At 68.4% G+C, this 21,215-nt stretch carries 24 protein-coding genes; 16 read left to right on the plus strand and 8 right to left on the minus strand.

Annotated elements, in window-relative coordinates; translation table 11 throughout:
• Positions 1-339 precede the first annotated feature (339 nt).
• The 6 genes from TX83_RS08055 (at position 340) to TX83_RS08080 (ending at position 6,703) form a co-directional block, all read left to right on the plus strand.
• The gene (locus TX83_RS08055) at positions 340-2,139 is read left to right on the plus strand and encodes a caspase family protein (RefSeq protein WP_064747431.1); all 1,800 of its coding nucleotides are present in this window, start codon (positions 340-342) and stop codon (positions 2,137-2,139) included.
• A 202-nt stretch (positions 2,140-2,341) separates the two neighbouring features.
• Entirely contained in the window at positions 2,342-2,935 is a 594-nt protein-coding gene (locus TX83_RS08060; protein WP_141233414.1) for a hypothetical protein, read from the plus strand.
• Between the two features lie 262 nt (positions 2,936-3,197).
• On the plus strand, positions 3,198-3,779 hold the full coding sequence (locus TX83_RS08065; protein WP_141233415.1) for a hypothetical protein: 582 nt from the start codon (positions 3,198-3,200) through the stop codon (positions 3,777-3,779).
• Positions 3,776-5,062 carry a lipase family protein gene (locus TX83_RS08070; protein ID WP_064747435.1) on the plus strand — a complete coding sequence of 429 codons (1,287 nt, stop codon included), beginning with the start codon at positions 3,776-3,778 and terminating at the stop codon, positions 5,060-5,062. Before TX83_RS08065 ends, TX83_RS08070 begins: the two co-directional genes overlap by 4 nt.
• Before the next feature lie 67 nt (positions 5,063-5,129).
• Positions 5,130-5,702 carry a hypothetical protein gene (locus TX83_RS08075; RefSeq protein WP_064747436.1) on the plus strand — a complete coding sequence of 191 codons (573 nt, stop codon included), beginning with the start codon at positions 5,130-5,132 and terminating at the stop codon, positions 5,700-5,702.
• A 425-nt stretch (positions 5,703-6,127) separates the two neighbouring features.
• Positions 6,128-6,703: a dihydrofolate reductase family protein gene (locus TX83_RS08080; RefSeq protein WP_064747437.1), complete on the plus strand. Its 576-nt coding sequence runs from the start codon at positions 6,128-6,130 to the stop codon at positions 6,701-6,703.
• 31 nt (positions 6,704-6,734) lie between these two features.
• Here the strand turns inward: TX83_RS08080 and TX83_RS08085 are convergent, their stop codons facing one another.
• The gene (locus tag TX83_RS08085; protein ID WP_064747438.1) at positions 6,735-8,270 is read right to left on the minus strand and encodes a hypothetical protein; all 1,536 of its coding nucleotides are present in this window, start codon (positions 8,268-8,270) and stop codon (positions 6,735-6,737) included.
• A 226-nt stretch (positions 8,271-8,496) separates the two neighbouring features.
• On the opposite strand from TX83_RS08085, the gene TX83_RS08090 reads away from it, so the two are divergent.
• From TX83_RS08090 to TX83_RS08100, 3 genes are all read left to right on the plus strand, one after another.
• A complete protein-coding gene (locus tag TX83_RS08090) occupies positions 8,497-9,717 on the plus strand; it encodes an MFS transporter (RefSeq protein ID WP_064747439.1) in 1,221 nt (406 codons plus the stop codon).
• Positions 9,718-9,927: 210 nt separating this feature from the next.
• On the plus strand, positions 9,928-10,353 hold the full coding sequence (locus TX83_RS08095) for a GFA family protein (RefSeq protein WP_064747440.1): 426 nt from the start codon (positions 9,928-9,930) through the stop codon (positions 10,351-10,353).
• Positions 10,354-10,417: 64 nt separating this feature from the next.
• Positions 10,418-10,927 carry a DUF1697 domain-containing protein gene (locus TX83_RS08100; protein ID WP_064747441.1) on the plus strand — a complete coding sequence of 170 codons (510 nt, stop codon included), beginning with the start codon at positions 10,418-10,420 and terminating at the stop codon, positions 10,925-10,927.
• Between the two features lie 37 nt (positions 10,928-10,964).
• Here the strand turns inward: TX83_RS08100 and TX83_RS08105 are convergent, their stop codons facing one another.
• Complete coding sequence (locus TX83_RS08105) at positions 10,965-11,390, minus strand: hypothetical protein (protein WP_141233416.1); 426 nt, start codon at positions 11,388-11,390, stop codon at positions 10,965-10,967.
• 219 nt (positions 11,391-11,609) lie between these two features.
• On the opposite strand from TX83_RS08105, the gene TX83_RS08110 reads away from it, so the two are divergent.
• The 3 genes from TX83_RS08110 to TX83_RS08120 all read left to right on the plus strand — a co-directional run bounded on the left by TX83_RS08110 (position 11,610) and on the right by TX83_RS08120 (position 14,084).
• The gene (locus tag TX83_RS08110) at positions 11,610-12,149 is read left to right on the plus strand and encodes a DUF2058 domain-containing protein (protein WP_064747443.1); all 540 of its coding nucleotides are present in this window, start codon (positions 11,610-11,612) and stop codon (positions 12,147-12,149) included.
• A 197-nt stretch (positions 12,150-12,346) separates the two neighbouring features.
• On the plus strand, positions 12,347-12,964 hold the full coding sequence (locus TX83_RS08115; RefSeq protein ID WP_064747444.1) for a glutathione S-transferase family protein: 618 nt from the start codon (positions 12,347-12,349) through the stop codon (positions 12,962-12,964).
• Positions 12,965-13,241: 277 nt separating this feature from the next.
• Entirely contained in the window at positions 13,242-14,084 is an 843-nt protein-coding gene (locus TX83_RS08120; protein ID WP_064747445.1) for an arylamine N-acetyltransferase family protein, read from the plus strand.
• Between the two features lie 72 nt (positions 14,085-14,156).
• Here the strand turns inward: TX83_RS08120 and TX83_RS08125 are convergent, their stop codons facing one another.
• Both TX83_RS08125 and TX83_RS08130 read right to left on the minus strand, forming a co-directional pair.
• A complete protein-coding gene (locus TX83_RS08125; RefSeq protein WP_141233417.1) occupies positions 14,157-14,453 on the minus strand; it encodes a hypothetical protein in 297 nt (98 codons plus the stop codon).
• A gap of 27 nt (positions 14,454-14,480) precedes the next feature.
• Positions 14,481-14,909: a hypothetical protein gene (locus TX83_RS08130; protein WP_064747447.1), complete on the minus strand. Its 429-nt coding sequence runs from the start codon at positions 14,907-14,909 to the stop codon at positions 14,481-14,483.
• A gap of 241 nt (positions 14,910-15,150) precedes the next feature.
• On the opposite strand from TX83_RS08130, the gene TX83_RS08135 reads away from it, so the two are divergent.
• Positions 15,151-15,585, plus strand: a complete 435-nt coding sequence (locus tag TX83_RS08135) for a PepSY domain-containing protein (protein ID WP_064747448.1) — start codon at positions 15,151-15,153, stop codon at positions 15,583-15,585.
• 60 nt (positions 15,586-15,645) lie between these two features.
• On the opposite strand, the gene TX83_RS08140 is transcribed toward TX83_RS08135, so the two are convergent.
• The gene (locus TX83_RS08140; protein ID WP_064747449.1) at positions 15,646-16,953 is read right to left on the minus strand and encodes a beta-1,3-glucanase family protein; all 1,308 of its coding nucleotides are present in this window, start codon (positions 16,951-16,953) and stop codon (positions 15,646-15,648) included.
• A 437-nt stretch (positions 16,954-17,390) separates the two neighbouring features.
• Between TX83_RS08140 and TX83_RS08145 the strand changes: the two genes are divergently transcribed.
• Positions 17,391-17,804: a VOC family protein gene (locus TX83_RS08145; protein WP_064747450.1), complete on the plus strand. Its 414-nt coding sequence runs from the start codon at positions 17,391-17,393 to the stop codon at positions 17,802-17,804.
• A gap of 556 nt (positions 17,805-18,360) precedes the next feature.
• On the opposite strand, the gene TX83_RS08150 is transcribed toward TX83_RS08145, so the two are convergent.
• The 3 genes from TX83_RS08150 to TX83_RS08160 form a co-directional block, all read right to left on the minus strand.
• Positions 18,361-18,921 (minus strand): DUF3016 domain-containing protein, encoded by a 561-nt coding sequence (locus tag TX83_RS08150; protein ID WP_064747453.1) that lies wholly within the window; start codon positions 18,919-18,921, stop codon positions 18,361-18,363.
• Positions 18,922-19,054: 133 nt separating this feature from the next.
• The gene (locus TX83_RS08155; protein ID WP_064747451.1) at positions 19,055-19,411 is read right to left on the minus strand and encodes an excalibur calcium-binding domain-containing protein; all 357 of its coding nucleotides are present in this window, start codon (positions 19,409-19,411) and stop codon (positions 19,055-19,057) included.
• 127 nt (positions 19,412-19,538) lie between these two features.
• Positions 19,539-19,913, minus strand: a complete 375-nt coding sequence (locus tag TX83_RS08160) for a YciI family protein (protein WP_064747452.1) — start codon at positions 19,911-19,913, stop codon at positions 19,539-19,541.
• Between the two features lie 194 nt (positions 19,914-20,107).
• On the opposite strand from TX83_RS08160, the gene tsaA reads away from it, so the two are divergent.
• Positions 20,108-20,641, plus strand: a complete 534-nt coding sequence (gene tsaA, locus TX83_RS08165) for a tRNA (N6-threonylcarbamoyladenosine(37)-N6)-methyltransferase TrmO (protein ID WP_064747454.1) — start codon at positions 20,108-20,110, stop codon at positions 20,639-20,641.
• A gap of 261 nt (positions 20,642-20,902) precedes the next feature.
• On the plus strand, positions 20,903-21,215 hold a 313-nt coding region (locus tag TX83_RS08170; protein WP_186442551.1), incomplete at its 3' end, for an SRPBCC domain-containing protein.

Here is a 21,215-nt window from a genome sequence, read left to right on the forward strand (position 1 = left end):
CGCAGCCGTGTTCCTGCCGCGCGGCCTGGAGGTCGCCCGCTGCGGGCGACGTGGTGTGCCGACTATAGGGCGGGCCGCGGCGGCGAAGGAACTCGGGTCGTCCCCGCCCGTGCCTGCGGCCGCCCCGCCGGTCGGCGAAGCTGCACTCTGCCCCGGCCGGTGGCCGCGAAATCGGGAGCGCAGTCACAGGAACGGGTTGGGTCGCGCGGTCCGGCCACGGTGAAGGCGGTCCGGCGCAGGGGACGTTCAGGATTGGCTTCGGAAGGGCGGGGCCGGCGATGCCGTATCCTGCGGCCTGGCCGCCCGCTGCCGGGGAAAGGCGGAACGGAAAGGACTCCCATGAATCGTCGCATCGCCTTGTGCATCGGCGTCGCGGGTTACCACGCGGACGCGCTGAAGTTGGACAATCCAGTCAACGATGCGCGGCGCATCCATGCCGCGTTGCGTAACCGGGGCTTCGATTCGACCCTGCTGCCGGACCCGACGGCGGACGAACTCATCGATGCCCTGACGGTTTTGCGAGCGAAGATCGAAGACCCCGCGGCCGGGCGGCTGCTGAGCGTGGTGTACTACGCCGGACACGCGATCGAGATCGGCGGTTTCGGCGTGCTGCTGCCGGCCGATACCCCGGCGCCGGTGACCATCGGCCCGATCCGCCGCAGCGGCGTACCCGTGCTGGAGGTCGTCGCCGCGCTGAAGGCCGGGCGCGGGCCGAAGGTGGTGATCGTGGATGCGTGCCGCAGTGCGATCGATGGCTGGAGCGACCTGCAACTACGCGATTTCGCCGCCTGGGCCGATAGCGAAACCAAGCGACTGGCGGGTGTGGACGTAGCCGGCGACTTGGCGCTCGCTTATTCCACCGCGTCGGGACAAACGGCTTCCGATGGCCGCACAGGCAGCCGCAACAGCCTGTACTGCGAAAAGCTCGAAACGGCCCTGTTGCGCCACGATGTCTCCATCGTGGAGGCGCTGACGCACTGCGGGCAGGAAGTGATCGCCGATACCGACGCCAAGCAGCGGCCGTGGGTGTACACGAACCTGAGCGGCAAGGCGGGGTTCAGCGATCTGCCGGCCTATGCGCTTGCGTCTTCGACCACCTTGGTCACGCAGCGCGGTGCGGTTACGCGGTTGCATGCGCGGGCGATGGACGGCGCGGTCGTGGCGAACCTGCATGCGCGCTTGCAAGTGCTGCACGACGGCGAGCTGGGCGGATTCATCGTGCACGGCCCGGCGTACACCGCAGCGGCAACGTGGGAGGACGACGTGTTTCTGGCCGGGCCGCATGCATTCGTATCGCTCGACACCCGCGCCGAGGCGCGGCAGGGAGCGGAATTTTTGCCGACAGCGGATGTGGCGATCGACTGCGAGGAGGTCCACGGCATCGCCGTATCTCCCGGCGGCGAGTTCGCGATCGTTCACGGCCAGGCCGGCTATGCGGTCATGAAGCGAAGCGATGGCGGCTGGCGCCAGCATTGCGTCGGCAAGCGGCCCGAGTGCGTGTACAGCGCGGTATTCCAGTCCGATCGCGTGGCCTATCTGGGCGGGTACGGCAACCATGTCGTGCGGCTGCGCTTGGACGGCGATACGCCGCGTGCGGACAGGATCGCGCTCGGCCGTTCCCTGCACGTTTACGATCTGGCCTGGCTCCCCGGACGAAACACGCTGGCTGCCGTATGCAACGATGGCTGGGTGGTCTGGATCGACCTTGCCGACGACACGGTCGAGCGTCTGCGGATGTTCGAATGGCCCAGCGTCGACGTGCCGGGCGCGTACGGACGCTTGCGCCGCGCCCAGCTCTCGCCGGACGAAGCCAGCCTGTATCTCGCCGACCGCGACCGGTTCGAGGCCGAAAACGGCGACGAGTTCTGGTTGCGGACCCAACATGCGCCGCGGCCGCCGGGATACGACTTGTTGTGCTGCGACGTGGCCGAGCAGGGCAGACTACTCGCGATCGGCGCCGACGCGGGACTGGTCTTCCTGGTCGATACTCGCAGCCGCGAGCACGTCGCCACCCTGGACGCGGGCAGCGACATCGGCGTGCGGCTGCAATGGATGACCTGCGCCGGCGACGGCGCGATCCACGTGCTGGGCCAGGACAACATCGTGCGTTGCTTCGAGCCGGTTCGGCCGTACGTGTGACACTCCCGCCCATGCCGGCGCTCGGCGCGGCATAACCGCCGCAAACGGCGCGATGAGCGCAACTTTTGGTTGTCGTTTCCGGCTTGCGCGACCTGAAGTAGGCTCGTGCCCAGACCTCGACAGGGTTGGGTCGGTTCGCTCGGCGTTCGCCGGCGGTGTCGGCGGTGTCGGCGGGGTGCGATGGCTTGCCAGGGAGGCATGGATGCGTGGCGTGTTTCGTTGCTTTGGTTGGCTGTCGGTATTGAGCGTCTGCGCCTGCGGCCCCGGGCCGACGGCCGACGAATTGGCCGCCCGGTACCAGCGCAACCCGGCGCCGAAGCGGCCGTACCGGACCGAGCTGAAGACCGCGGATACGCCTGGGCCGTTCGCCAGAGCCGAAGGCTTCGTCGGTTTCGAGGCCCCCAACTGCACCTACATCCCCGACCGGATCGCGGGCGCGAGGTCGATGCCGTCGATCGATCTGCCTATGGCCTTTTCCAAGGTCGACGAGTCCACCTTCGTGGCGACGATCTACGCCGATGCGATGCTGGATCAGGACTACCGGCTGGGCGACGGCGTCTGCCACCGGGAACTGCGGAGCGTGAATGCCTGGCTCACGGCGACGAGTGCCAAGACCGATACCAGATACGTCGTCAACTTGTCTGGCGACGAGGCGATCGCACGAAGGTCGCAAACCAACTGCTACGTCATGGACAGATACCCTGGCGACGATCCGGAGGGGGGGCGGAATCCGGAAATCAACGTCGCGACTGGTTCAAGCCGGAATTCCAGAATCAACTGTTCTCAATCACCATGACGGCGAAGGCCGGGAAACCATGAGGACGACGGCCAAGTTTGAATCCGCCCGTGTCCCGCTACTTTGGGTTGCCGTTGTTGCCGTCCCGCGCCTGCCGTAAGCTCTGCCGTAACAGATCCGAGCCGGCTTGTCCTGCGTTGATCGCCGACGTGCCGCGTTCCATAACCGTCCTGCCATGGAGGCATCGATGCGCGGTGTGTTTCGCAGCTTTTGCCTTCTGCTGGCGATGAGTACTTCCGCCTGTAGCGCTCCCGAGGCCGCCATGAACGCCGAAACCCCCACCTCCGACTCCGCGCCGTCGATGGCCGAGCTGGAAGCCAAGTACCAACGCAACCCGGCGCCGAAGCAGGCGTACCGGATCGAGCTGAAGGTGGCGGATGCGCCGGGGCCGTTTGCGAGGGCCGAGGGATTCGTGAGCTATGAGGCGCCGAACTGCACCTTTATTCCCAACCAGATCGTAGGGGTGCGCAAGCGCCCGTCACACACATTGCCGATTGAGTTCGCCAAGGTCGACGAATCTACTTTCGTCGCGACGATCCACGCTGATGCGATGCTGGATGAGGACTATCTGGGCGAGGGTGTCTGCCACTGGGAACTGATGGGCGTGAGTTCCTGGCTCAAGGCGACCGGAGCCAAGACCGACATAGGCTACCTCGCCAATCTGGCTGGCGATGAGGTACGCGCTCAGAAGTTCCGCACTAACTACTATCTCAAGGACGAGTATCCGGGCAATGATCCGGATGAGCGTCTCGACCCAGGCGAACTGGATCGCAACAAATTCACGCCGGAGTTCCAGGGGCAGCTATTCACCATTACCTCAATAGCCAAGGCAGGGACGCCATGAGCCTCAGCAGCCAGCAATATGCCAACCTCGCCGAAGATGCATACAACCCTCGTGAGAAAGGTAAAGACGTCACCCTTGAGGGTGTGACGTACACAGTGCTAAAGCACGTCGACAAGCCATCAGGCTATCAGGGTACGATCTATCGGCGCCAGGATACCGGGGAAATCATCGTCGCCCATCGTGGCACCGAATTTGACCGAGAGAAGCTCAAGGACGGTCTGACCGATGCCGGCATGGTTACATCTCGTACCAATGTCCAGGCTAAGGACGCGATCGCATTGACGCGCGATGCCTTAGAGATAGCGGAAGAACTTGGCCGCGGTAAGCCGTCGCGACCCGAAGTCACCGTCACCGGCCACTCCCTCGGCGGCACCCTGGCGCAAATCACCGCCCACCACTACGACCTGCGCGGCGAGACCTTCAACGCCTACGGCGCGGTCAGCCTGGGCTACCGCATCCCCGAGAGCGGCAACCGCGTCACCAACCATGTCATGGCCGGCGATCCGGTCAGCGCGGCCAGCGACCACTACGGCCAGGTCAAGGTTTACGCCACCGCGCAGGAAGTCAAGTCGATGCGGGACAGCGGTTATGAGAACGACCGCAGCACCCTGTTCGACGCACGTTCGTCCGTGGGGGCGGCCAAGAAGATGGTCGGCACCTCGCACAGCATGCACAACTTCCTCAATGTCGACGCCCACGATAAACCGGACCGTTCCGTGCTCGGCGATCCCCAGGCGCAGCGTCTGGCGCAGCAGTACGATCCGATGATCGACAAGTACCGCAACGATATCGAGAGCCTGCGTCGCGGCGTGACCAACACCTTCCGCGATCCGGTGGGGAAAGCAGGCGACTTGATCGACGAGATCCGCGGTCCGCTCAAGCCGGGCGAGCCGGGGCGCAAGGAACACCGGCACGAGGCGCCGGCGCGGCCGGAGCGCAATGCCTCGCCGTGGCACCCGGCGCCCTATGGCCCGGCGCTGCGGGACTACATCCATCCGGGCAAGACGCCGACCTTGAATCCCGGCTTTCCGATGCGTGCGACCACCTCGCTCGACGACAACCCCTCGGCTTTCGTCGACCGCATGCTGGCCGCCTCGCAGAACGGCGATCGCGACGCGTTCCGGCAGATGACCCAGCAGGCCGCCGCGGCGACGCCGGGCCGCGAGCTGCGCAACGACGCAGTGGCGACGGTCGATCGCCAGGAGCAGGCCTTGGCCCAGCAGGCGATGCAGCAGGCCAACGAGCAGGCCGCACCGGCGCGCACCGGGCCACGCATGGCCTGATCGGGGCCCGGCTGCCGTAACCGGCCCAGGGAATGCAGATTCGCGTCGGGACGCATCAGGAGCAGGCATGCAACAGGACGAGTTGATGGCGCTGATCAGCAAGACCGCGGTCTTGATGGAGCAGTTCGAGCGTCGCTGCGAGGAGATCGAGAAACAGCAGCTCGCGGTGTCCCAGCAGCTGCAGCATTTGGCGCAACAGGTGCCGGGCGTGGTGCGGCAGTCGGCCGACGAAAGCCTGCGCAGCCTGCCGGGGGCGGTGATCGGCAAGGTCGAAGGCGGGCTGTCGCAGCCGGTCGGCGCCTACGAAAAACGTCTGCAGGAAGCCGGCGCCTTGCTGCAGGAAGGCTCGCAAGGGCTGGCGGCGCAGATCAAGCGCATGGAATGGCTGCACAAGCAGTTGGTGTGGAAAGTGGTCGGCGCGGCGCTGGGCAGCGTGCTGCTGCTGCTGGCCGGCGGCGGCTGGCTGCTGTGGCAATACCGCGCCGACATCAACGAGAACCGGATCACCGCCGACCTGTTGCGCGCCTACAACCAGGCCGACGTGACCCTGTGCGGTGGGCGCCTGTGCGCCAACGTCGACATGAAGGCCAAGCCCTACGGCGACGACAAGCGGTATCGGCCGGTGCAGGCGCGGCAGTAAGCGGCGCCGCCGCCATCGCCGATGCCGCTGTTGCGATGAGTCCGTTGGCGGATGCGACACCGGCCCTTCGGTCGAATTCGCCGTAGTTGCGATTTCGCGGTCGCGGCTTACGCCGCTCCTACAAGGACTCATGTAGGAGCGGCGTAAGCCGCGACCACCGAAGCGGTCGACGCTAGCGCCGCGTCCGAAGCCCAGATCCTCCCGGCGCAACTTCGACGCACGGATCCGCTCTTCTTGGCCTCATGCGCCGCCGCCGGACTATCGTCCGTTTCGCAGGCCCGCGCGGCCCAATACCGGCCAGCCGCCGACCGCTCGCAGCTCCGTCGCCCACCGGCGCCACGACGCCGTCGAAACCGCAGCTCCCCATTCGTCGATGAGAAGAACCGCGCCGATCCCCGGCGCGCCCTCATCCTCGGGAGCCCGCCATGCGCAAGATCATCGCCGCCCTGCAGCTGTCGTTGGACGGCTACATCGAAGGCCCGCACGGCGAACTGGACTGGATCGACAGTTGGGAGGACCGCTTCGGCCTGCTCGACCGGGTCGACACCTTCCTGCTCGGCGCACGCATGTACCCGGCTTACGAGGCCTACTGGAGCGCGATCCAGGCCGACCCCGGCGCGGTGCTGCCCTGGGTCGGCCGGCGTGCCCTGCCGTTCGAGATCGAATACGCACGCCTCGCTGCGGTCACTGCGCATGTGGTGCTGTCGCGTACGTTGCCATCGGCCGGCTGGGCGCAGACCCGGATCGTGCGCGAGTTGGACGAGCTGCGCGCGCTCAAGGCCCAATCCGGACGCGACATGCACGCCCTCGGCGGCGGCGCCTTCATCGCCAGCCTGCTCAACGCCGATCTGGTCGACGAGTTGTGCCTGGTCGTACACCCGGTATTGCTGGGCGCGGGCAAGCCGCTGTTCGCGGGCCTCCATGGACGGCGGCGCCTGCGGCTGGCCGAGGCCAGGGCGATGTCGGACGGGCTGGTGCGCTTGTCCTACGTTCTGCGCTGAGGTCTGGCGTGGACGCAGTGCGAGGGGCGCTTCATTCGGTTCCGCTCCCCATATAGACCTGGTAGCGCCCGATCCTGCCGACTTCGGCCACGGCCGCCTGCACGTCCGCACGCGCCAGCATCGTTTCGCGCGCCTGCCGATAGGCGACGTCGCCGGGCAACGGCTCCACCGTCTGGAACTGCTGCATCCACTCCAGCGCGTCGGCGCGATCGGCGGTCGATGCGAGCAGCTCGGCGGCCAGACGCGCCGCGTCGTCGATCCGTTGCGCGCGCAACAGCGACTCCAGGTACACCAACGGGCCGTCCTGGCGATGCTCGCGCAGGTAGTGCAGCGCCGCGGCCACGCCGTCGCGGTCGCGCTTGGCCAAGGCGGCGCAGAGCTTGTTGGCCTGCATGACCATGCGGCCGTAGCCGGCCAGATCGGGACCGGTGCGTTGCAGTTCGGCCAAGCTGTCGTCGGGGCGATCCAGGCCGCAATACAGCGTGGCCAGGTTCAACGATTGGCTGACGTTGGGCAGGCCGTCTTCGGTGAGCCGGCTGGCGCGGGTCATTTCGGCCACGGCTTCGTCGATGCGGCCGAGGCGACGCAGCGCGATCGCGCGTTCGTTCAGCACCCAGCTCTGCTGCCGGATATCGTCGAACGCGGGTTGGCCGTCTGGCGCTTCGGCGATGCGCGCGGCGATTTGTTCGGTCAACGCCAAGGCTTCGCGGTGCATGCCGGCGACCAGCATCGCCGAAATGAGCTGCACCCTTATCTCGAGGCCGCGCGGCGTGGCGTCGGCTTTCTCGCGCAGACTCTCGACCATGCCGATGGCGGCATGCTCGACGTTGAAGGCCCAGCTGTCGGCCTCGACCAGGAAATCGAAGCGCTTGTCGCTGCGCAACCGCACCAGGCTCAGCGGGTCGGCGATGCGGCGAACCACACCGCGCGCGGCCTCGTGCTCGCCGCGTTCGACGTGGCGCTCGAGCAGGACGAACCACAGTTCGCCGTCGTCGCCGGTCAGGCTGTGCCAGTTGGCGTCGTACAGCGCCCGTACCAGACCGAAGCGCGTCTCCGACTCGCGGTCGAGCCGATTGACCAACTGGAAGATCATTTGCTCGTCGATGTTCGGCAGCAGCTCGGGCCAGTACTCGACCAGGTGGATGAAGGCCCGTGCCGATTCGTTGTGCCGGTGCAGGTTGAATTCGATCGCGCTCAGCCGGTACCAGCCGTCCGGATCGTTGGGGTCGGCCGCGTTCGCCTGCCGGTACAGGCCCGCGGCCCGGGGGAGGTCGTTGAGCTTGACCGCCGATGCGGCGGCGGCGGTCAGCGCTTGCAGCCGCTGCGCCGCGTTCAGACGGGCGAATTCCGGCTGCGCGATCAGCTCGCCGAAGGCGCGGTCGGCGCTGGCGTAGTGCTGGTTGTGCGCCAGCGCGACGGCGTCGGCAATGCGCTGGCGGAAGAACCGGCTTTCCGCCTCGTCGGCGACGATGGCCGGCGCCGGCGTTTGCCCGGCTTCGGCGGGCGCCGTCGCGCACAAGCCGAGCATCAGCCCGCCGAACGCGACCCGCAATACGGCTCCGTGCATCTGTTTCCCCATCCCCTGGTCGCACCCGGCCAAGCCGGTTTCGTATGTTTCGCCGCCGCGGGGGCGGCGAGGGCGCTCAGCTTACGGGAAAGCCGGAATGTGCCGATACCGGGCGCGGGCCGCGGATCCGGCGATGGACGGGCGGAACAGGGCGCGAGCCGTGAAGCCGCGCCCTCGCGCCCGATCACGCACAGTCCACCTTGCTGCAATGCACAATAATGGCCCTATGAGCGCCCTTCCCACCGCCTCCGCCCCGCTGCCGCCGCGCCGGGTGGCCCTGATCCTGTTCGGCCTGGCCATGGGCGGTTTCGCCATCGGCACCAGCGAGTTCGTGGTGATGGGCCTGATCACCGAGATCGCCCGGGCGATGGGCGTCACCGAGCCGCAGGTCGGCCACGTCATCAGTGCTTACGCGCTCGGCGTGGTGGTCGGCGCGCCGGCCTTGGCCTTGCTGGGCGGGCGCATGTCGCGGCGCAGCCTGCTGCTGGCATTGATGGGTTTCTACGCGGTCGGCAATCTCGCCAGCGCGCTGGCGCCGGGCTATTCCAGCCTGATGCTGGCGCGCTTCGTCGCCGGCCTGCCGCACGGCGCCTACTTCGGCATCGCGGCCCTGGTGGCGGCGCGCATCAGTCCGCCGGAGCAACGCGGCACCGCGGTCGGCAGGGTGATGCTGGGGCTGTCGATGGCCTTGCTGATCGGCAATCCGCTGGCGACCTGGCTGGGCCAGGCCTTCGGCTGGCGCTGGGCGTTCGCGCTGGTGTCGTTGATCGCGCTGACGACGGTGGCGATGACCGCGCACGTGCTGCCGCGCGGCATGAACGCGCCGCGCCCGGATGCGATGCGCGAGCTGCGCGACTTCAACCGCAAGCCGGTGTGGCTGGCGCTGGGCATCGGCGCGATCGGCTTCGCCGGCATGTTCTGCGTCTTCAGCTATTTGGCGCCGACCCTGGTGCACGTGACCGGCGTGCGCGAATCCTTCATTCCGTTCGGCCTGATCGCGTTCGGCATCGGCGGCATCCTCGGCACGCTCGGCGGCGGCTGGCTGTTCGACCGCTTCCAGTTCCGCGGCGCGGCGCTGGTGCTGGTGTGGTCGGTGTTGATCCTGCTGCTGTTCCCGCTGGCCGCGCGCTCGGCGTGGACGGTGCTGCCGGCGGTGCTGGCGGTGGGCACGATGGGCGCGCTGGCGACGGTGTTGCAGGCGCATCTGATGGACGTCGCCGCCGAGGCGCAGACCCTGGCTGCGGCCTCGAACCATTCCGCCTTCAACATGGCCAATGCGCTCGGTCCCTGGCTCGGCGGCATGGCGATCACCGCCGGCTACGGCTGGACCTCGACCGGCGTGGTCGGCGCGATCACCGCGCTGGGCGGCCTGGCGATCTACGCCTGGGCGCGCGCGGATCAGCGCGCGTCGGAAGCGGCGCTGGAAGGCTCGGGCGAGGCGGGCTGATAGCGAGTTCCGTCCGGCTTCGGCGGAGACGCTTGCACCCACCGCTGCGGTGATCGCGGCTCACGCCACTCCTGCAGGAGGCAAGGCGCCGCTGAAGCCGGCTGACGAATGTCAGGTTTCGTCCCCGCGTACGGGCCAGGCCGTGGCGGCGGCGCTAAGCTCGCGGGCGACGCAGCGGCCGCGATGCCGGCCGGCGAACGGAGGCGAAGGATGAAGCAGACTTACCCAGGCAGCTGCCATTGCGGCGCGGTGCGGTTCGAATGCGACCTGGACCTGGCCGCGGGCACGCGGCGCTGCAATTGCAGCTTCTGTCTGAAGACGCGGATGTGGAAGGCGTTCGCGATGGCCGGCGAGTTCCGCCTGTTGCAGGGCGAACAGGAACTGGGCGATTACCGCGCCGCCGATTCGCAATGGCCGCAGGGCTGCGTCCATCACCACTTCTGCCGGCGCTGCGGCGTGCGCCCCTTCAGCCGCGGCTATCTGGAAATGGAGCCGTTCAACGGCTGGTTCCACGCGGTCAATGTCGCCTGCCTGGACGGGCTGGACGACGCGACCCTGGCGGCGATCCCGATCGAATACGAGGACGGGCGCCATGATCGCTGGGAATCGACGCCGGCGTCCCCCCGATATCTGTAGCGACGCAGCATTTGCGACCCGAACCGGTATTCTGGCGGTCTTCGCCGCTTGTGCCGAGTCCGCCATGACCACCTACATCGCTTTGTTGCGCGCCGTGAACGTCGGCGGCACCGGCAAGCTGCCGATGGCCGAGTTGCGGGCGATGTGCGAGGCGGCGGGGTTCTCGGATGTACGCACCTATATCGCCAGCGGCAATGTGGTGTTGCGCAGCCAGCTCAGCGCGCAGCGGGTGCAGGCGGCGCTGGAGGACAGGTTGCGGGCCTACGCCGGCAAGCCGGTCGGGGTGATCGTGCGTACCGGCGCGGACCTGCGGCGCGCGCTGGAGGCCAATCCGTTCAAGCAGGCGGCGCCGAACCGGGCGGTGCTGATCTTTCTCGACGCGGCGCCGCCGGCCGATGCGCTGGCCGCGGCGAAGCATCGCAACGGCGAGGAGATCGCGCTCGGCGAACGCGAGATCTATGTCCATTACGGCGACGGCATGGCCGACTCGAAGCTGACGATTCCGGCGGCCAAGGCCGGCACCGCGCGCAACTTGAACACGGTGGCCAAGCTGATCGAGATGGCCGGGGCCTGACCCAGCGCCCGCGTGCGCGGGCGCTGCGATCCGAGGCTTATTTCAGCGGCTGCAGGCCAAGCGTGGCGAACAATTGGTTCTGCGCCTTCTTGGCCATCGAACGCGGCATCTTGACCAGGAAACCGTCGCCGGCCAGGCCCACGTCGCCCTGCAGGATCAGGCCGTTGATGCGAACGTAGCTCTTGATCGTGTAGCGGTCGCCGATGCGGTCCAGTTCGAGGAACATCGGCGCGGTCAGAAAACCCTTGCCCTTGCGGTACACCTGGCGTCCGCCCTCGTGGCGTGCGAGCGCATAGCCGTTGCCGGCCGCCCAGGCGGCGACCGTGGCGGCCACATCCTGGTCCGAGGAGAACTCCACCAGATCGAACGGATGCTTGCCGTTCTTGGCCACCAGCGCCATCAGGTTGAGCAAACCGAGCCCGCACAGCCCGCCGAAGATCGCCATCCCTATGATCGAACCCATATCCGTCCTTGATCGATTGCGAGTAGAAACCGCGGCCGTTGCGGCCGGGGGCGGGCACTATAGCAGCGCGCGTTGCGCAGGGTGGTGCCTGAAACCGCCAGTGGCCGGCGCGGTCCGGAGGCCGGCGATGCCGCTGTCGGGCCGAGGGCGCGACGCCAGGACCGCGGTGCGGCGGGCCGACCGCTTCCGGTGCCGCAGACGCCGTACTAGACTCGGGACATGCGAAATCCCCTGCAAGATCAGTTGCTCAAGGCCGGCCTGGCGAAGAAGTCCCAGGTTTCCCAGGCCGTGCGCGAGCAAGCCAAGCAGCGCCAGGGCAAGGCGCCCGTGCCGCCGAAGGAAGACCAGGTCGACGTCGACCGCCTGCGCGCCGAACGCGCCGAGCGCGATCGCGCGCTGTCGGCCGAGCGCAATGCGCAGGCGCGCGCGCACGAGTTGCGCGCGCAGGTGCGGCAGATCGTCGAGGCCAACCGGGTCGAGCGCAAAGGCGAGATCGACTATCGCTTCGCCGACGGCGACAAGATCAAGAGCCTGCTGGTCGACAAGGCGCTGCGCACCCAATTGGCCGGCGGCGCCTTGGTGATCGTGCGCCTGGACGAAGGCTACGAACTGCTGCCGCGCGCAGCCGCGCAGAAGGTGCGCGAGCGCGATCCGGCCGCCATCGTGCTCGACCACGGCGCATCCACGCCGCCCGCGCCGGCGAGCGAGGACGACGAGTACTACGCCCGCTTCCAGGTGCCCGACGATCTGATCTGGTGACCGGCCTGGGGACGCAGGGCGTTGAGCGCGCTCAGCTCGCGGCGCCCTGCCGCGCGGTCTGTCGGCTCGGTGGACCGCCTGCGCGCCCGGTGTCTTGTCAGGCAGGCGCTGCGGCCTTGGAATCATCGAGGACTCACCCTGTCCGCGATCCCGGTTTAACGTGAGCGCCTCTTCCACCGCGCCCACGAGGCTTCGCCATGCTGACCCTGATCCACGCGCCGCATTCCCGCTCGACCCGCATCATCGCCCTGCTCAAGGAACTCGATGCCTTGGACCGGGTCGAGGTGCGGCCGGTGGAGATCCAGCGTCAGGGGCAGGACCGGCCCTTCGCCGGCGATGCGCGCAATCCGCACCCGGAAGGCAAGGTGCCGGTGTTGCTGCACGACGGGGTCGAGATCTGGGAAAGCCCGGCGATCATCCAGTACTTGACCGACCTGTTTCCCGAGCGCGGCATCGGCGCGCCGATCGGTTCGCGCGAACGCGGCCGTTACCTGTCCTGGCTGAGCTGGTACGGCGACGTGGTCGAGCCGGTGCTGCTGCTGGCGGCGATCCGGGTCGAGCATCCCTTCCTCAGCGCGACGTTCCGCGGGGTGGCGGAAATGGAGGCGCGCCTGGGCAAGGCGCTGGAGAACGCGCCCTATCTGCTCGGCGACCGCTACAGCGCCGCCGATCTGCTGCTGCACACGCCGTTCGTGTGGTTCTCCGAAGCGATGCCGGCCAACCCGGCCATCCGGGACTGGGTGCGCCGGTGCACGGAGCGGCCGTCGTCGAAGTTCGCCGCCGAGTACGACGCGTCCTTGCTCGCCGCGGCCTGAGCGTTCTTTGCCGGCACGTCGTGCGTGCGAACGCGCACAACGGCGTGCGCCCAGGCCCGAGTGTTCCTGCAGGGACGTCATTTCCGCGAAAGCGGCGATGCGCATCGGCGCCGCTGCGCGACTCTCATGCTTGCGGCTTCATCGGGCGCGCGCTTGCGCATCGCCGTCGCAGTCCCATCCGTGCACCACAGCGTTGCGGCGCCGGCGGCCGCAACGCTGGACCTCAAGCAGGGTTGAGGTCGTAAGGTAGCGGCAATCCAACACGCCGAGAACGACGATGCCGCCGCTGCCCGAGACCGTCCTGCCGCAGGACGACCTGCAACTGTATCTGAGCCGGCTGGGCTACGCGCATGCGCCGGCGCCGAGCTTGCAGACGCTGCGCGAGTTGCAGCGCCGTCACAGCGCGGAATTCGTGTTCGAGACCGTCGCCAACCTGCTGCATGCGCCGATCCCGATCGATCTGCCCTCGCTGCGGCGCAAGCTGCTGCACGACGGCCGCGGCGGCTATTGCTACGAACTCAACGGTCTGTTCCTGGCCTTGCTGCAACAGCTGGGCTTCCGGGCGAGCGGGCTGACCGGGCGGGTGCTGATGGGCGGGCCGGAGGATGCGGTCACCGCACGCACCCACATGGTGGCCCTGGTCGAGATCGACGGCGAACGCTACGTGGCGGATGTCGGTTTCGGCGGCATGGTGCCGACCGGGCCGTTGCGGCTGGACGAGACCGGCGAACAGGCCACGCCGCATGAGCCATACCGGCTGGAACGCCGGGGCGCCGATCGGTATTTGCTGCGGGCCAGAGTCGGCGAGGAGTGGCGGGCGATGTACGTGTTCGACCTGGCGCCGCAGGAGTACATCGACTACGTGGTCGGCAACTGGTACGTCTCGGCGCACCCGCAGTCGCCGTTCCGCGATCAGTTGTTCGTCGCTCGCACCGGGCCCGGTTGGCGCAAGACCTTGAACAACGGCAGCTACGCCATCCACCGCCTGGGGCAGCCCAGCGAACGGCGCGAACTGGCCGGTGCCGACGAAGTGATCGCGGTGCTGCGCGAAGAATTCGGCCTGCGCCTGCCCGACGAAACGGCGTTGCGCGCCGCGATCGAACGGCGCGCGGCGGCGTGAGGCGAGGGCGTTCGGCCGCCGCCGCAGCGCGGCCGCCGTTCGAACATGCCGCTAAGACGCCCGTTGCGGCGCTCAGTCGCTGAGGGTTTCGATGGCGTGGCCGCCGCGGGCGGCGTGGCTGAAGAATGCGAGCCAGCGCAGCACGATGCGAATCAGGTGGCGATCGCGGCCGTCTTGGCCGTGGCGGTCGAGCAATTCGATGAGTTCGTGCACGATCGCGCCGGCCTGTAGCGGCGAGAGGGCCGGACTGTCGTAGAAGGCGTCCCACAGCGCGTGCAACTGCGGATAGCGGGCCCGGTCGCTGTCGGCCAACACCATCACGTGTTCCTCATCGTGACGGATGCTTTCCCTGCGCCCGCCGGCGCTCATGTCGAATCCCACGCCGCCGCGGCCCGCTCAGTCGATCAGTTCGAAGCCCGCCGGCGCGATGCGCGGCGGGGGGCGATCGCAGTGATACATGTCCAGGTACAGCGAGGTTTCGCGCGTGCCGCAGACCACCCGGTAGCGGTCGACGACATGGTGGTCGGGCTCTCCCGGCGCCAAGGGCTTGCCGGCCAGCATCGCTTCGACCAAGCGTACGGACTGCGCTTCGGTCATATGGGCCGGCAGGGGCGTGCGTTCGCCGACGCTGCCAGCGCGTTCGAACTGCGGGTGGCTGCGGTCGGGACAGACCAGGCGCGCGAGGTAACGGTGCTGGCCCTGCGGCTCGCAGACCTCGATCGCGGTGGCGACGCTGCCGCCCGGAGCGGCGTCGGCGGCGGGCGAGGACGGGGCCTGGGCGGTGGCGGCCAGCGGGACGGCCAGAGCGAGCAGGACGGCTTTCATCGGGCAGAGATCCTTTCTGCGAAGTCGGCGACAGCATAGGGCATGCGGCGGGGAATGCCATGCTGCGACGCGGTCGGACATTAGCCTCGGGTGACGACAGGATGAGGCGGAACGAAAAGCGGGCATCGCGTTTGCGCATTCATTCGCGTCTGCCCGGACGTGCGCACTGAACGCGGCGATGTTCATCCGCGGTTCTCGGGCGCTCGCCAGAATCGAATCTCCCCCAGCACAGGAGCGCGCCATGAGGAAGTTCATCCTGGCCCTCGCCCTGGCGGCCTGCGTACCGGCCGTCGCTGCGGCGCAGGAGACGCAAGGCCCGGTCGCACTGACCGAGCACCAGATCCGCACCCGCCTCGCCGAGCAGGGCTACGACAAGGTCAACGACCTGAAGTTCTCCGACGGCGTCTGGCACGCAGATGCGCGCAGCGCCGACGGCAACCGCGTGCAGGTGCGGCTGGACCCGCGCACCGGCAACGTGTTCGCCAACGAGTTGGTCGCGCGGCTGAGCGAACGCGACATCCGCGCCTCGCTGTCGGCGGCCGGCTACACCAACATCCACGATGTCGACTACGAGGACGGCCTCTGGAATGCGGAGGCCGACGATCCGTCCGGCAAGGATGTCGAACTGAAGATCAACCCGAACAACGGCAAGGTCATCGGCGCCGAGAACGACTAGTTCGCGGTGCCCGCAGCGGCTCCGGCCGCCCGCGCGGCCGGGGCCGTTGTGTCGGCGCCGTCAGCCGTAGAAGTCGCCCAACACTACGCCGACGCTCTGAGTGCCGTTCAACTGGATCGACGGGTTCTGGTTGCACAGGTCGTCGTAGGGAAAGCCGTAGGCCAGGCCGTTGGCGCTGACCGCGTGGGTCAACTGCGCCCAGGCGTTCCAGGTGCCGCCGTCGGGATAGAAGCCGGCGGCCGCGCCGCTGCAGTCGGCGTCGTCGAGCAGATAACCGACCACGCCGCGGTTGAATGCCGCGGCGATGTTCTTGCCCACGTTGAGCTGCGCCGCGTCGCCGTTGGCCAGGGCGTTGTTGCATTGCCAGACATCAAGCGAGGCGAACTGCACGGTCGAGGGGGCCGCGCCGGTCAGGGCGAAGACCAGCGGCGGCGCGGCGGCCTGCCAGCCGGCCAGAGTCGGGTACTGGCCGGCGTAGAAGTTGAGCACGCCGCTGTCGGGGTCGACCACGCCGGTGTAGTAACCCGTGGCGACGTCGTGCACGACCAGCGGCGTGGCCTGCCAGTTCGCGTACCAGGTCGAGATTTCGTCGTCGAACCAGCCGCTCACGGCGGTACCGTAGGCCGCCGGATCGCCGGTCAGGGTCTTGGGCGAGATCGCGCGCAACCAGCTCAGCCCGGTCGGATACGCCGGCGCGATGGCGGCGGGGATCGGGATCGCCAGCGGCTGACCGGCCAGCGGCGCGGGCAAGGCCTGCACCTGGGCGATGAAGGCATCGCGCGACACCGTCGGCTGGCCCTGCGCGCTGCCGCCGGGCGCGCCGTCCAAGATCAGAGTGAAGCCGAACTGATCGACCTGGGTGGTGTTGCCGTTGAAGTTGCCGTCGCTGTCGTAGGAAAACTCGATCCAGTCGAACAGGCATTGGGCGCCGGGGCCGTCCTGATACGGCACCGGCGCGGCATAGCCGCCGCTTTGCACGGTGAACGGCAACCGCGGCACGCCGACGGAAATGTAGATGCGCCCGCTGAAAGCGGCGCTGCCGGTGCCGAGGCTGGGCAGATTGGCGGTATTGATCTGCGACAGGTCGATCCAGGTCGCCGGGCCGCTGCGCGCCAGGGGGATCGAATAGTCGGCCCAGGCCTGGGGGTAGTTGTCGGCCAGGGCCGCGACGACGGCCGGATCGAGTTGTCCGGCGCCGGGAAAGCTGCCCGCGGTCTGGGCGTTGTCGGCGAGTTGCATCGGCCGAGGCAGGCCGGTGGCGTCCAGGCGGTAGAAGCCGTCGGGCACTTTGCCGACGATGTAGGCGTAGACGGGCACATCGTCGGCGAGGTCGGTCTGGGTCGCATCCAAAGTCAGCGGGACGGTCATGGGCGGCTCCGGAAGGGAAGGGGCGCAGCCGCTGGACGGGCGCGCTGCATGGGCGGGAACGCGGCAGGGGGCGAGACGTGAAGCGGTACGGGTCCCCGGGGTTCGCGGCCTGGACCGCGGCCGCGAGGGCGAGCGATGGGGATGAAAAATATTCTCGCCGGCGTGTCGATTGCGGAGGCGATGGTACGTCGCTGAGAGGAGCAGGCAGGAAACGGTTGTCGGATCCCGCGCTCTCCCCATCCTACCGTTTTCCGTCTCGGGCTTGAGGCGGTCCGCTGCGAGCCGGGGACGCGCACAAAAAAAATCATCGGATGTTTGTCGATTCCTGCGATCCTGCTTCGTCGTTGTCGAGAGCAGGCAGGAAACGGTTCCGAATCCGCACCGCTGTACCCGCCCGCCGCTATCGAACCCTCATCCCTTCCAACAAGGAACTCGCCATGACCACTCACGCCCAACTGTTCGTCAACCTGCCGGTCAAGAACCTGGACCGCTCGGTCGCCTTCTTCACTCAGATCGGCTACAGCTTCAACCCGCAATTCACCGACGAAAACGCCACCTGCATGATTCTGGGCGACAACCTGTTCGTGATGCTGCTGGTCGAGCCGTTCTTCCAGACCTTCACCAGCAAGACCCTGTGCGACACCACGAAGAGCCTGGAATCCCTGGTCGCCCTGCCGGTCGGCAGCCGGGCCGAGGTCGATGCGCTGATCGCCAAAGCCGTCGCGGCCGGCGGCAAGGTCCTCGGCGAACCGCGCGACTACGGCTTCATGTACTCGCACGGCTACGAAGACCTGGACGGCCACACCTGGGACGTGTTCTACATGGACATGAGCGCGATGCCGCAGCAGTAAAGGTCCATCGGCCCGTCTCGCCGCCGCGAACGGGCCGCAGCGCAAGCCGCCGCAAGGCGGCTTGCGTTCGTCTGGGGGAATAGTCTGTCGGCAGACAATGTTCCGCCTTTGCGCCGTTCCTACGGAAAGCAGCGCCGCTTCTGTTGTTTCCCCCTTTGAAAAAGGGGGCAGACGGGATTGGCTCTATGTCGCGCGCATTCGCGCCCTTTCGACCGGATGCAGAACGCGGCCCCGATCGCCGACGGCATGGTGGGCTGGTCTGCGCGTCTCGGGGGCGCGGCTTGCGCCGCTCCTGCCCCGGTGCGGAGCGCGGCGTTGTTGCGCTTTCTGCCTGTTCCCTGTCGCGGCTCACGCCGCTCCTACAAGAGCACGCGTCGCGCAAGGAGCGCGCCGCGGCCTTTGCTGTTCCCCCTTTGAAGAGGGGGCAGGGGGATTGGCTTTCCGCTGCGCAACCAACGCAGCCCCATCAGCGACGGCGTCGCCGTTGCGTTCTCTTCACGTCCCCGGTCGCGACTCGCGCCGCTGCTACCAGGGGCAGGGCTTGCTTGCGCCGGGCTCAGGCGCCGGGGGCTTTGAATTCCTGGCGCAGCCAGTCGTCGATCAAGCGTTTTTCGTAGCGCAGCGGATCGCTGTCGCTGAGCGGTCGCGGCCCCATCAGGAAGCTGAGGTCGCGCAGGGTGCGCTGGCCTTCCTCGACCACCCGGCCGTCGGCGTCGGTGCGCTTGAAGCTGAGCACGATGCGCGGCGGATAGATGTCGCGGACGAAGCGGGTGTCGTCGAACTGCGGCCCGTGCCAGGGCTCGTAGTCGCCGGCGCGCTTGATGTCGGTGATGTCGACGTCGAGGCGCTGGCCGGCCGGCAGCTCCTTCTGCGCGCGCTTGCGCAGGTGCTCGGCGAGCTGCTCGACCCAGTTGCCGCGGCGGGCGTCGTAACGGTTGCGGCTGTAGCGGATCTCGGCGAACTTGGCCGGATCGTCCCAGCGCACGCTCACCGGGCCCTGTTCGGGCAGGGCCCGCGGTGCATCGGGATCGGTGACGGTGCGGGAACGGGCGCCGGCGTCCCCGGCCGCCAGCGCGGCGGCCGACAAGGCGATGATGAGCGCGGTCCGGAGTTTCATGGCGGGCTCCGAGGCGGTGGGGTTCGGGCCCATTGTCCGCCCGCGTTCGCGCGAGCGACAAGCGAAACCGCGTTAAACGCAGGCTCGGCGCCGAGGCCGTTGGCGCCAATTCACGATCGCCCGTTCAGCGCCCTTATTCGCAGCCGACCCCGTCGCCGTCGCGATCCAGCCGGCGGCTGTAGCCAGGGTCGCCGCGCCGCACCGGCGCGGCTCCGGCGGCGCGCGCGGCGCTGCAGTTGGCGAACGCGCCGCCGCCGCCGGACGGCGCTGCGGTGGCCGGCGTCCACGACGAAGACAGCGCCGGTCGCGTGTGCGAGCGCGTGGCCGCGGGCGCCCAGGCGGCGGCCGGAGCGGAGCCGCGATGGCAGTGATAGCCGCCGCGTTTGCGGTCGTGGTGGCAGCCGTGCTTGTCCAGCCCGCCGCCGTGCGCGTAGGCCGGTACTGTCGCGCTCAGTGCCAGCGCGACGGCGAAGACGATGCAGCGGCGCATGATCGGACCCCCGTGTCCGCCCTAACGCGATGGGGGCGGGGGAGCGGCCATGCGGGGCCGCGCACGCTGCGGGCGAGCGGTGGCGGTGCCGGTTCAGGTGCCGCTGCCGCGGCGCGCGGTGTCCGCTTCAGGCCGCGACCGCGCGGCGGACGTCGTCGAAGTCCATCACCGGACGCACTTCGATCCGGCCGGTGCGGCTCCAGGGGAATTCCTGGGCGATGCGCAGCGCTTCGTCCATGTCGGCGGCTTCGATCAGGTTGAAGCCGCCCAGGTACTCCTTGGCCTCGGCGAAGGGGCCGTCGAGAAAGGTAGTGCGGCCGCCGCGGGTGCGCAGCGACACCGCCTTGGCCGGCGGCGCGAGCATCTGCGAGTCCAGCAGCACGCCGTCGGCGCGCAGTCGGTCGGCATGGGCCAGGCAGCCGCGCATCATGCTCTCGTACTCGCCCGGGGGCAGGGCTTCGATCAGGCTGTCGTCGTTGTAAATCGAAACGATGAACTTCATGGGGGCCTCGGCAGCGGGCGCTGCGGTGGAAGGGACGCGGGAGTTCGCGACGGCGCCGAGCATACCGCCTATGCGGCACTGCGCCAGCGACGATGGTCGGAGAGGCTGCGCCGCGTCGGTCGCAGGCGTTGCGACCGTCGACCGCGACGCGGCGCGGGGCGACAATGGCGCGTTCCGTCGAGCCCGCGCGCCGCATGTCCGATCTCCTTTGCCGTCCGATCGCCTGGCTGCGCTCGCCCTATGCGCAGCGCATCGATGCGCCGCACCAGCCGACCGTGGTGCAGGGCACCGAAAGCGGCGCGGCCGAGGAGGCGCGGATCGAGTTCGCCGACGGGATTCCGTTCGAGGCCTATGCCGACCTGGCCGGTTTCGAGCGGATCTGGCTGATCTTCGCGTTCCATCGCAGCCAGGGGTGGAAAGCGCAGGTCAAACCGCCGCGCGGCGGGCCCAAGCGCGGCGTGCTGGCGACGCGTTCGCCGCACCGGCCCAATCCCCTGGGCTTGTCGGCGGTGGAACTGGTGGCGGTCGAACCCGGCGCCTTGCGCGTGCGCGGCGTCGATTTGCTCGACGGCACGCCGGTGCTCGACATCAAGCCCTACGTGCCTTACGCCGATGCGTTCGCGCAGGCGCGCGCGGGCTGGATCGACGCGATCGACGCGGCGCAGGGGCGGCAGTCGGCGCCGGGGCCGAAGCGCCCGCGCAAGCCGCGCGCGGACGCCGCCGGCTGAAGCGTCGGCGCTCTACCTGGCCCGTCATCGGCGCGTTGCGCCGTCAAGCGCTGGAAGTTGTACCGATTTTGCGATTTCGTGATAGTCGTCGGACTTCGGCGCAATAGTGCGATCGATGCCGCAGTCGGGCCGGCGAATCGGCTTGACCCTGTACGGACCCGGATGTAGTTTCCGGCCGGGTTAATTAGCTTGTCGGTTTAGAGGCGTTTTACGCCTCCTTTTGCGCGCCCCCGCGCTTTTCGTTCGTACAGGAAGTCCGTCATGACCGCCGATGGTTCCCGCCGTGCCGGCGCCGCGCCGCCTGCCGCCGTCACCTCGCACCGCATCGAAGATCGTCGCATCGTCCTGCAGCGTGTGATCCACGCGCCGCGCGACCTGGTGTTCCTGGCCTGGACCGACCCGGTCCACATCGCGCGCTGGTGGGGGCCGCACGGCTTCCGCAGCGTGGTCCGGCAGATGGACGTCGCCACCGGCGGCGAATTCCGCATCTGCATGGTCGGCCCCGATGGCGCCGAGTACCCGCTGCGCGGCCGCTATCAGGAACTGGTCGCGCCCGAGCGGCTGGTGTACTGGG

The organism is Lysobacter antibioticus HS124 (assembly GCF_000336385.2).
Lineage (GTDB): Bacteria > Pseudomonadota > Gammaproteobacteria > Xanthomonadales > Xanthomonadaceae > Lysobacter > Lysobacter firmicutimachus.

Bases quoted from the DNA above. Each gene is read 5' to 3' on its own strand.
- TX83_RS08075 (WP_064747436.1), top strand. From the start codon at position 5,130: ATGCAACAGGACGAGTTGATGGCGCTGATCAGCAAGACCGCGGTCTTG.
- TX83_RS08120 (WP_064747445.1), top strand. From the start codon at position 13,242: ATGCCGCCGCTGCCCGAGACCGTCCTGCCGCAGGACGACCTGCAACTG.
- TX83_RS08140 (WP_064747449.1), bottom strand. From the start codon at position 16,953: ATGACCGTCCCGCTGACTTTGGATGCGACCCAGACCGACCTCGCCGAC.
- TX83_RS08155 (WP_064747451.1), bottom strand. From the start codon at position 19,411: ATGCGCCGCTGCATCGTCTTCGCCGTCGCGCTGGCACTGAGCGCGACA.
- TX83_RS08100 (WP_064747441.1), top strand. From the start codon at position 10,418: ATGACCACCTACATCGCTTTGTTGCGCGCCGTGAACGTCGGCGGCACC.
- TX83_RS08135 (WP_064747448.1), top strand. From the start codon at position 15,151: ATGAGGAAGTTCATCCTGGCCCTCGCCCTGGCGGCCTGCGTACCGGCC.
- TX83_RS08090 (WP_064747439.1), top strand. From the start codon at position 8,497: ATGAGCGCCCTTCCCACCGCCTCCGCCCCGCTGCCGCCGCGCCGGGTG.
- TX83_RS08115 (WP_064747444.1), top strand. From the start codon at position 12,347: ATGCTGACCCTGATCCACGCGCCGCATTCCCGCTCGACCCGCATCATC.
- tsaA (WP_064747454.1), top strand. From the start codon at position 20,108: ATGTCCGATCTCCTTTGCCGTCCGATCGCCTGGCTGCGCTCGCCCTAT.
- TX83_RS08130 (WP_064747447.1), bottom strand. From the start codon at position 14,909: ATGAAAGCCGTCCTGCTCGCTCTGGCCGTCCCGCTGGCCGCCACCGCC.
- TX83_RS08110 (WP_064747443.1), top strand. From the start codon at position 11,610: ATGCGAAATCCCCTGCAAGATCAGTTGCTCAAGGCCGGCCTGGCGAAG.
- TX83_RS08145 (WP_064747450.1), top strand. From the start codon at position 17,391: ATGACCACTCACGCCCAACTGTTCGTCAACCTGCCGGTCAAGAACCTG.
- TX83_RS08080 (WP_064747437.1), top strand. From the start codon at position 6,128: ATGCGCAAGATCATCGCCGCCCTGCAGCTGTCGTTGGACGGCTACATC.
- TX83_RS08150 (WP_064747453.1), bottom strand. From the start codon at position 18,921: ATGAAACTCCGGACCGCGCTCATCATCGCCTTGTCGGCCGCCGCGCTG.
- TX83_RS08070 (WP_064747435.1), top strand. From the start codon at position 3,776: ATGAGCCTCAGCAGCCAGCAATATGCCAACCTCGCCGAAGATGCATAC.
- TX83_RS08105 (WP_141233416.1), bottom strand. From the start codon at position 11,390: ATGGGTTCGATCATAGGGATGGCGATCTTCGGCGGGCTGTGCGGGCTC.
- TX83_RS08160 (WP_064747452.1), bottom strand. From the start codon at position 19,913: ATGAAGTTCATCGTTTCGATTTACAACGACGACAGCCTGATCGAAGCC.
- TX83_RS08060 (WP_141233414.1), top strand. From the start codon at position 2,342: ATGCGTGGCGTGTTTCGTTGCTTTGGTTGGCTGTCGGTATTGAGCGTC.
- TX83_RS08095 (WP_064747440.1), top strand. From the start codon at position 9,928: ATGAAGCAGACTTACCCAGGCAGCTGCCATTGCGGCGCGGTGCGGTTC.
- TX83_RS08065 (WP_141233415.1), top strand. From the start codon at position 3,198: ATGAACGCCGAAACCCCCACCTCCGACTCCGCGCCGTCGATGGCCGAG.
- TX83_RS08055 (WP_064747431.1), top strand. From the start codon at position 340: ATGAATCGTCGCATCGCCTTGTGCATCGGCGTCGCGGGTTACCACGCG.
- TX83_RS08085 (WP_064747438.1), bottom strand. From the start codon at position 8,270: ATGCACGGAGCCGTATTGCGGGTCGCGTTCGGCGGGCTGATGCTCGGC.
- TX83_RS08125 (WP_141233417.1), bottom strand. From the start codon at position 14,453: ATGAGCGCCGGCGGGCGCAGGGAAAGCATCCGTCACGATGAGGAACAC.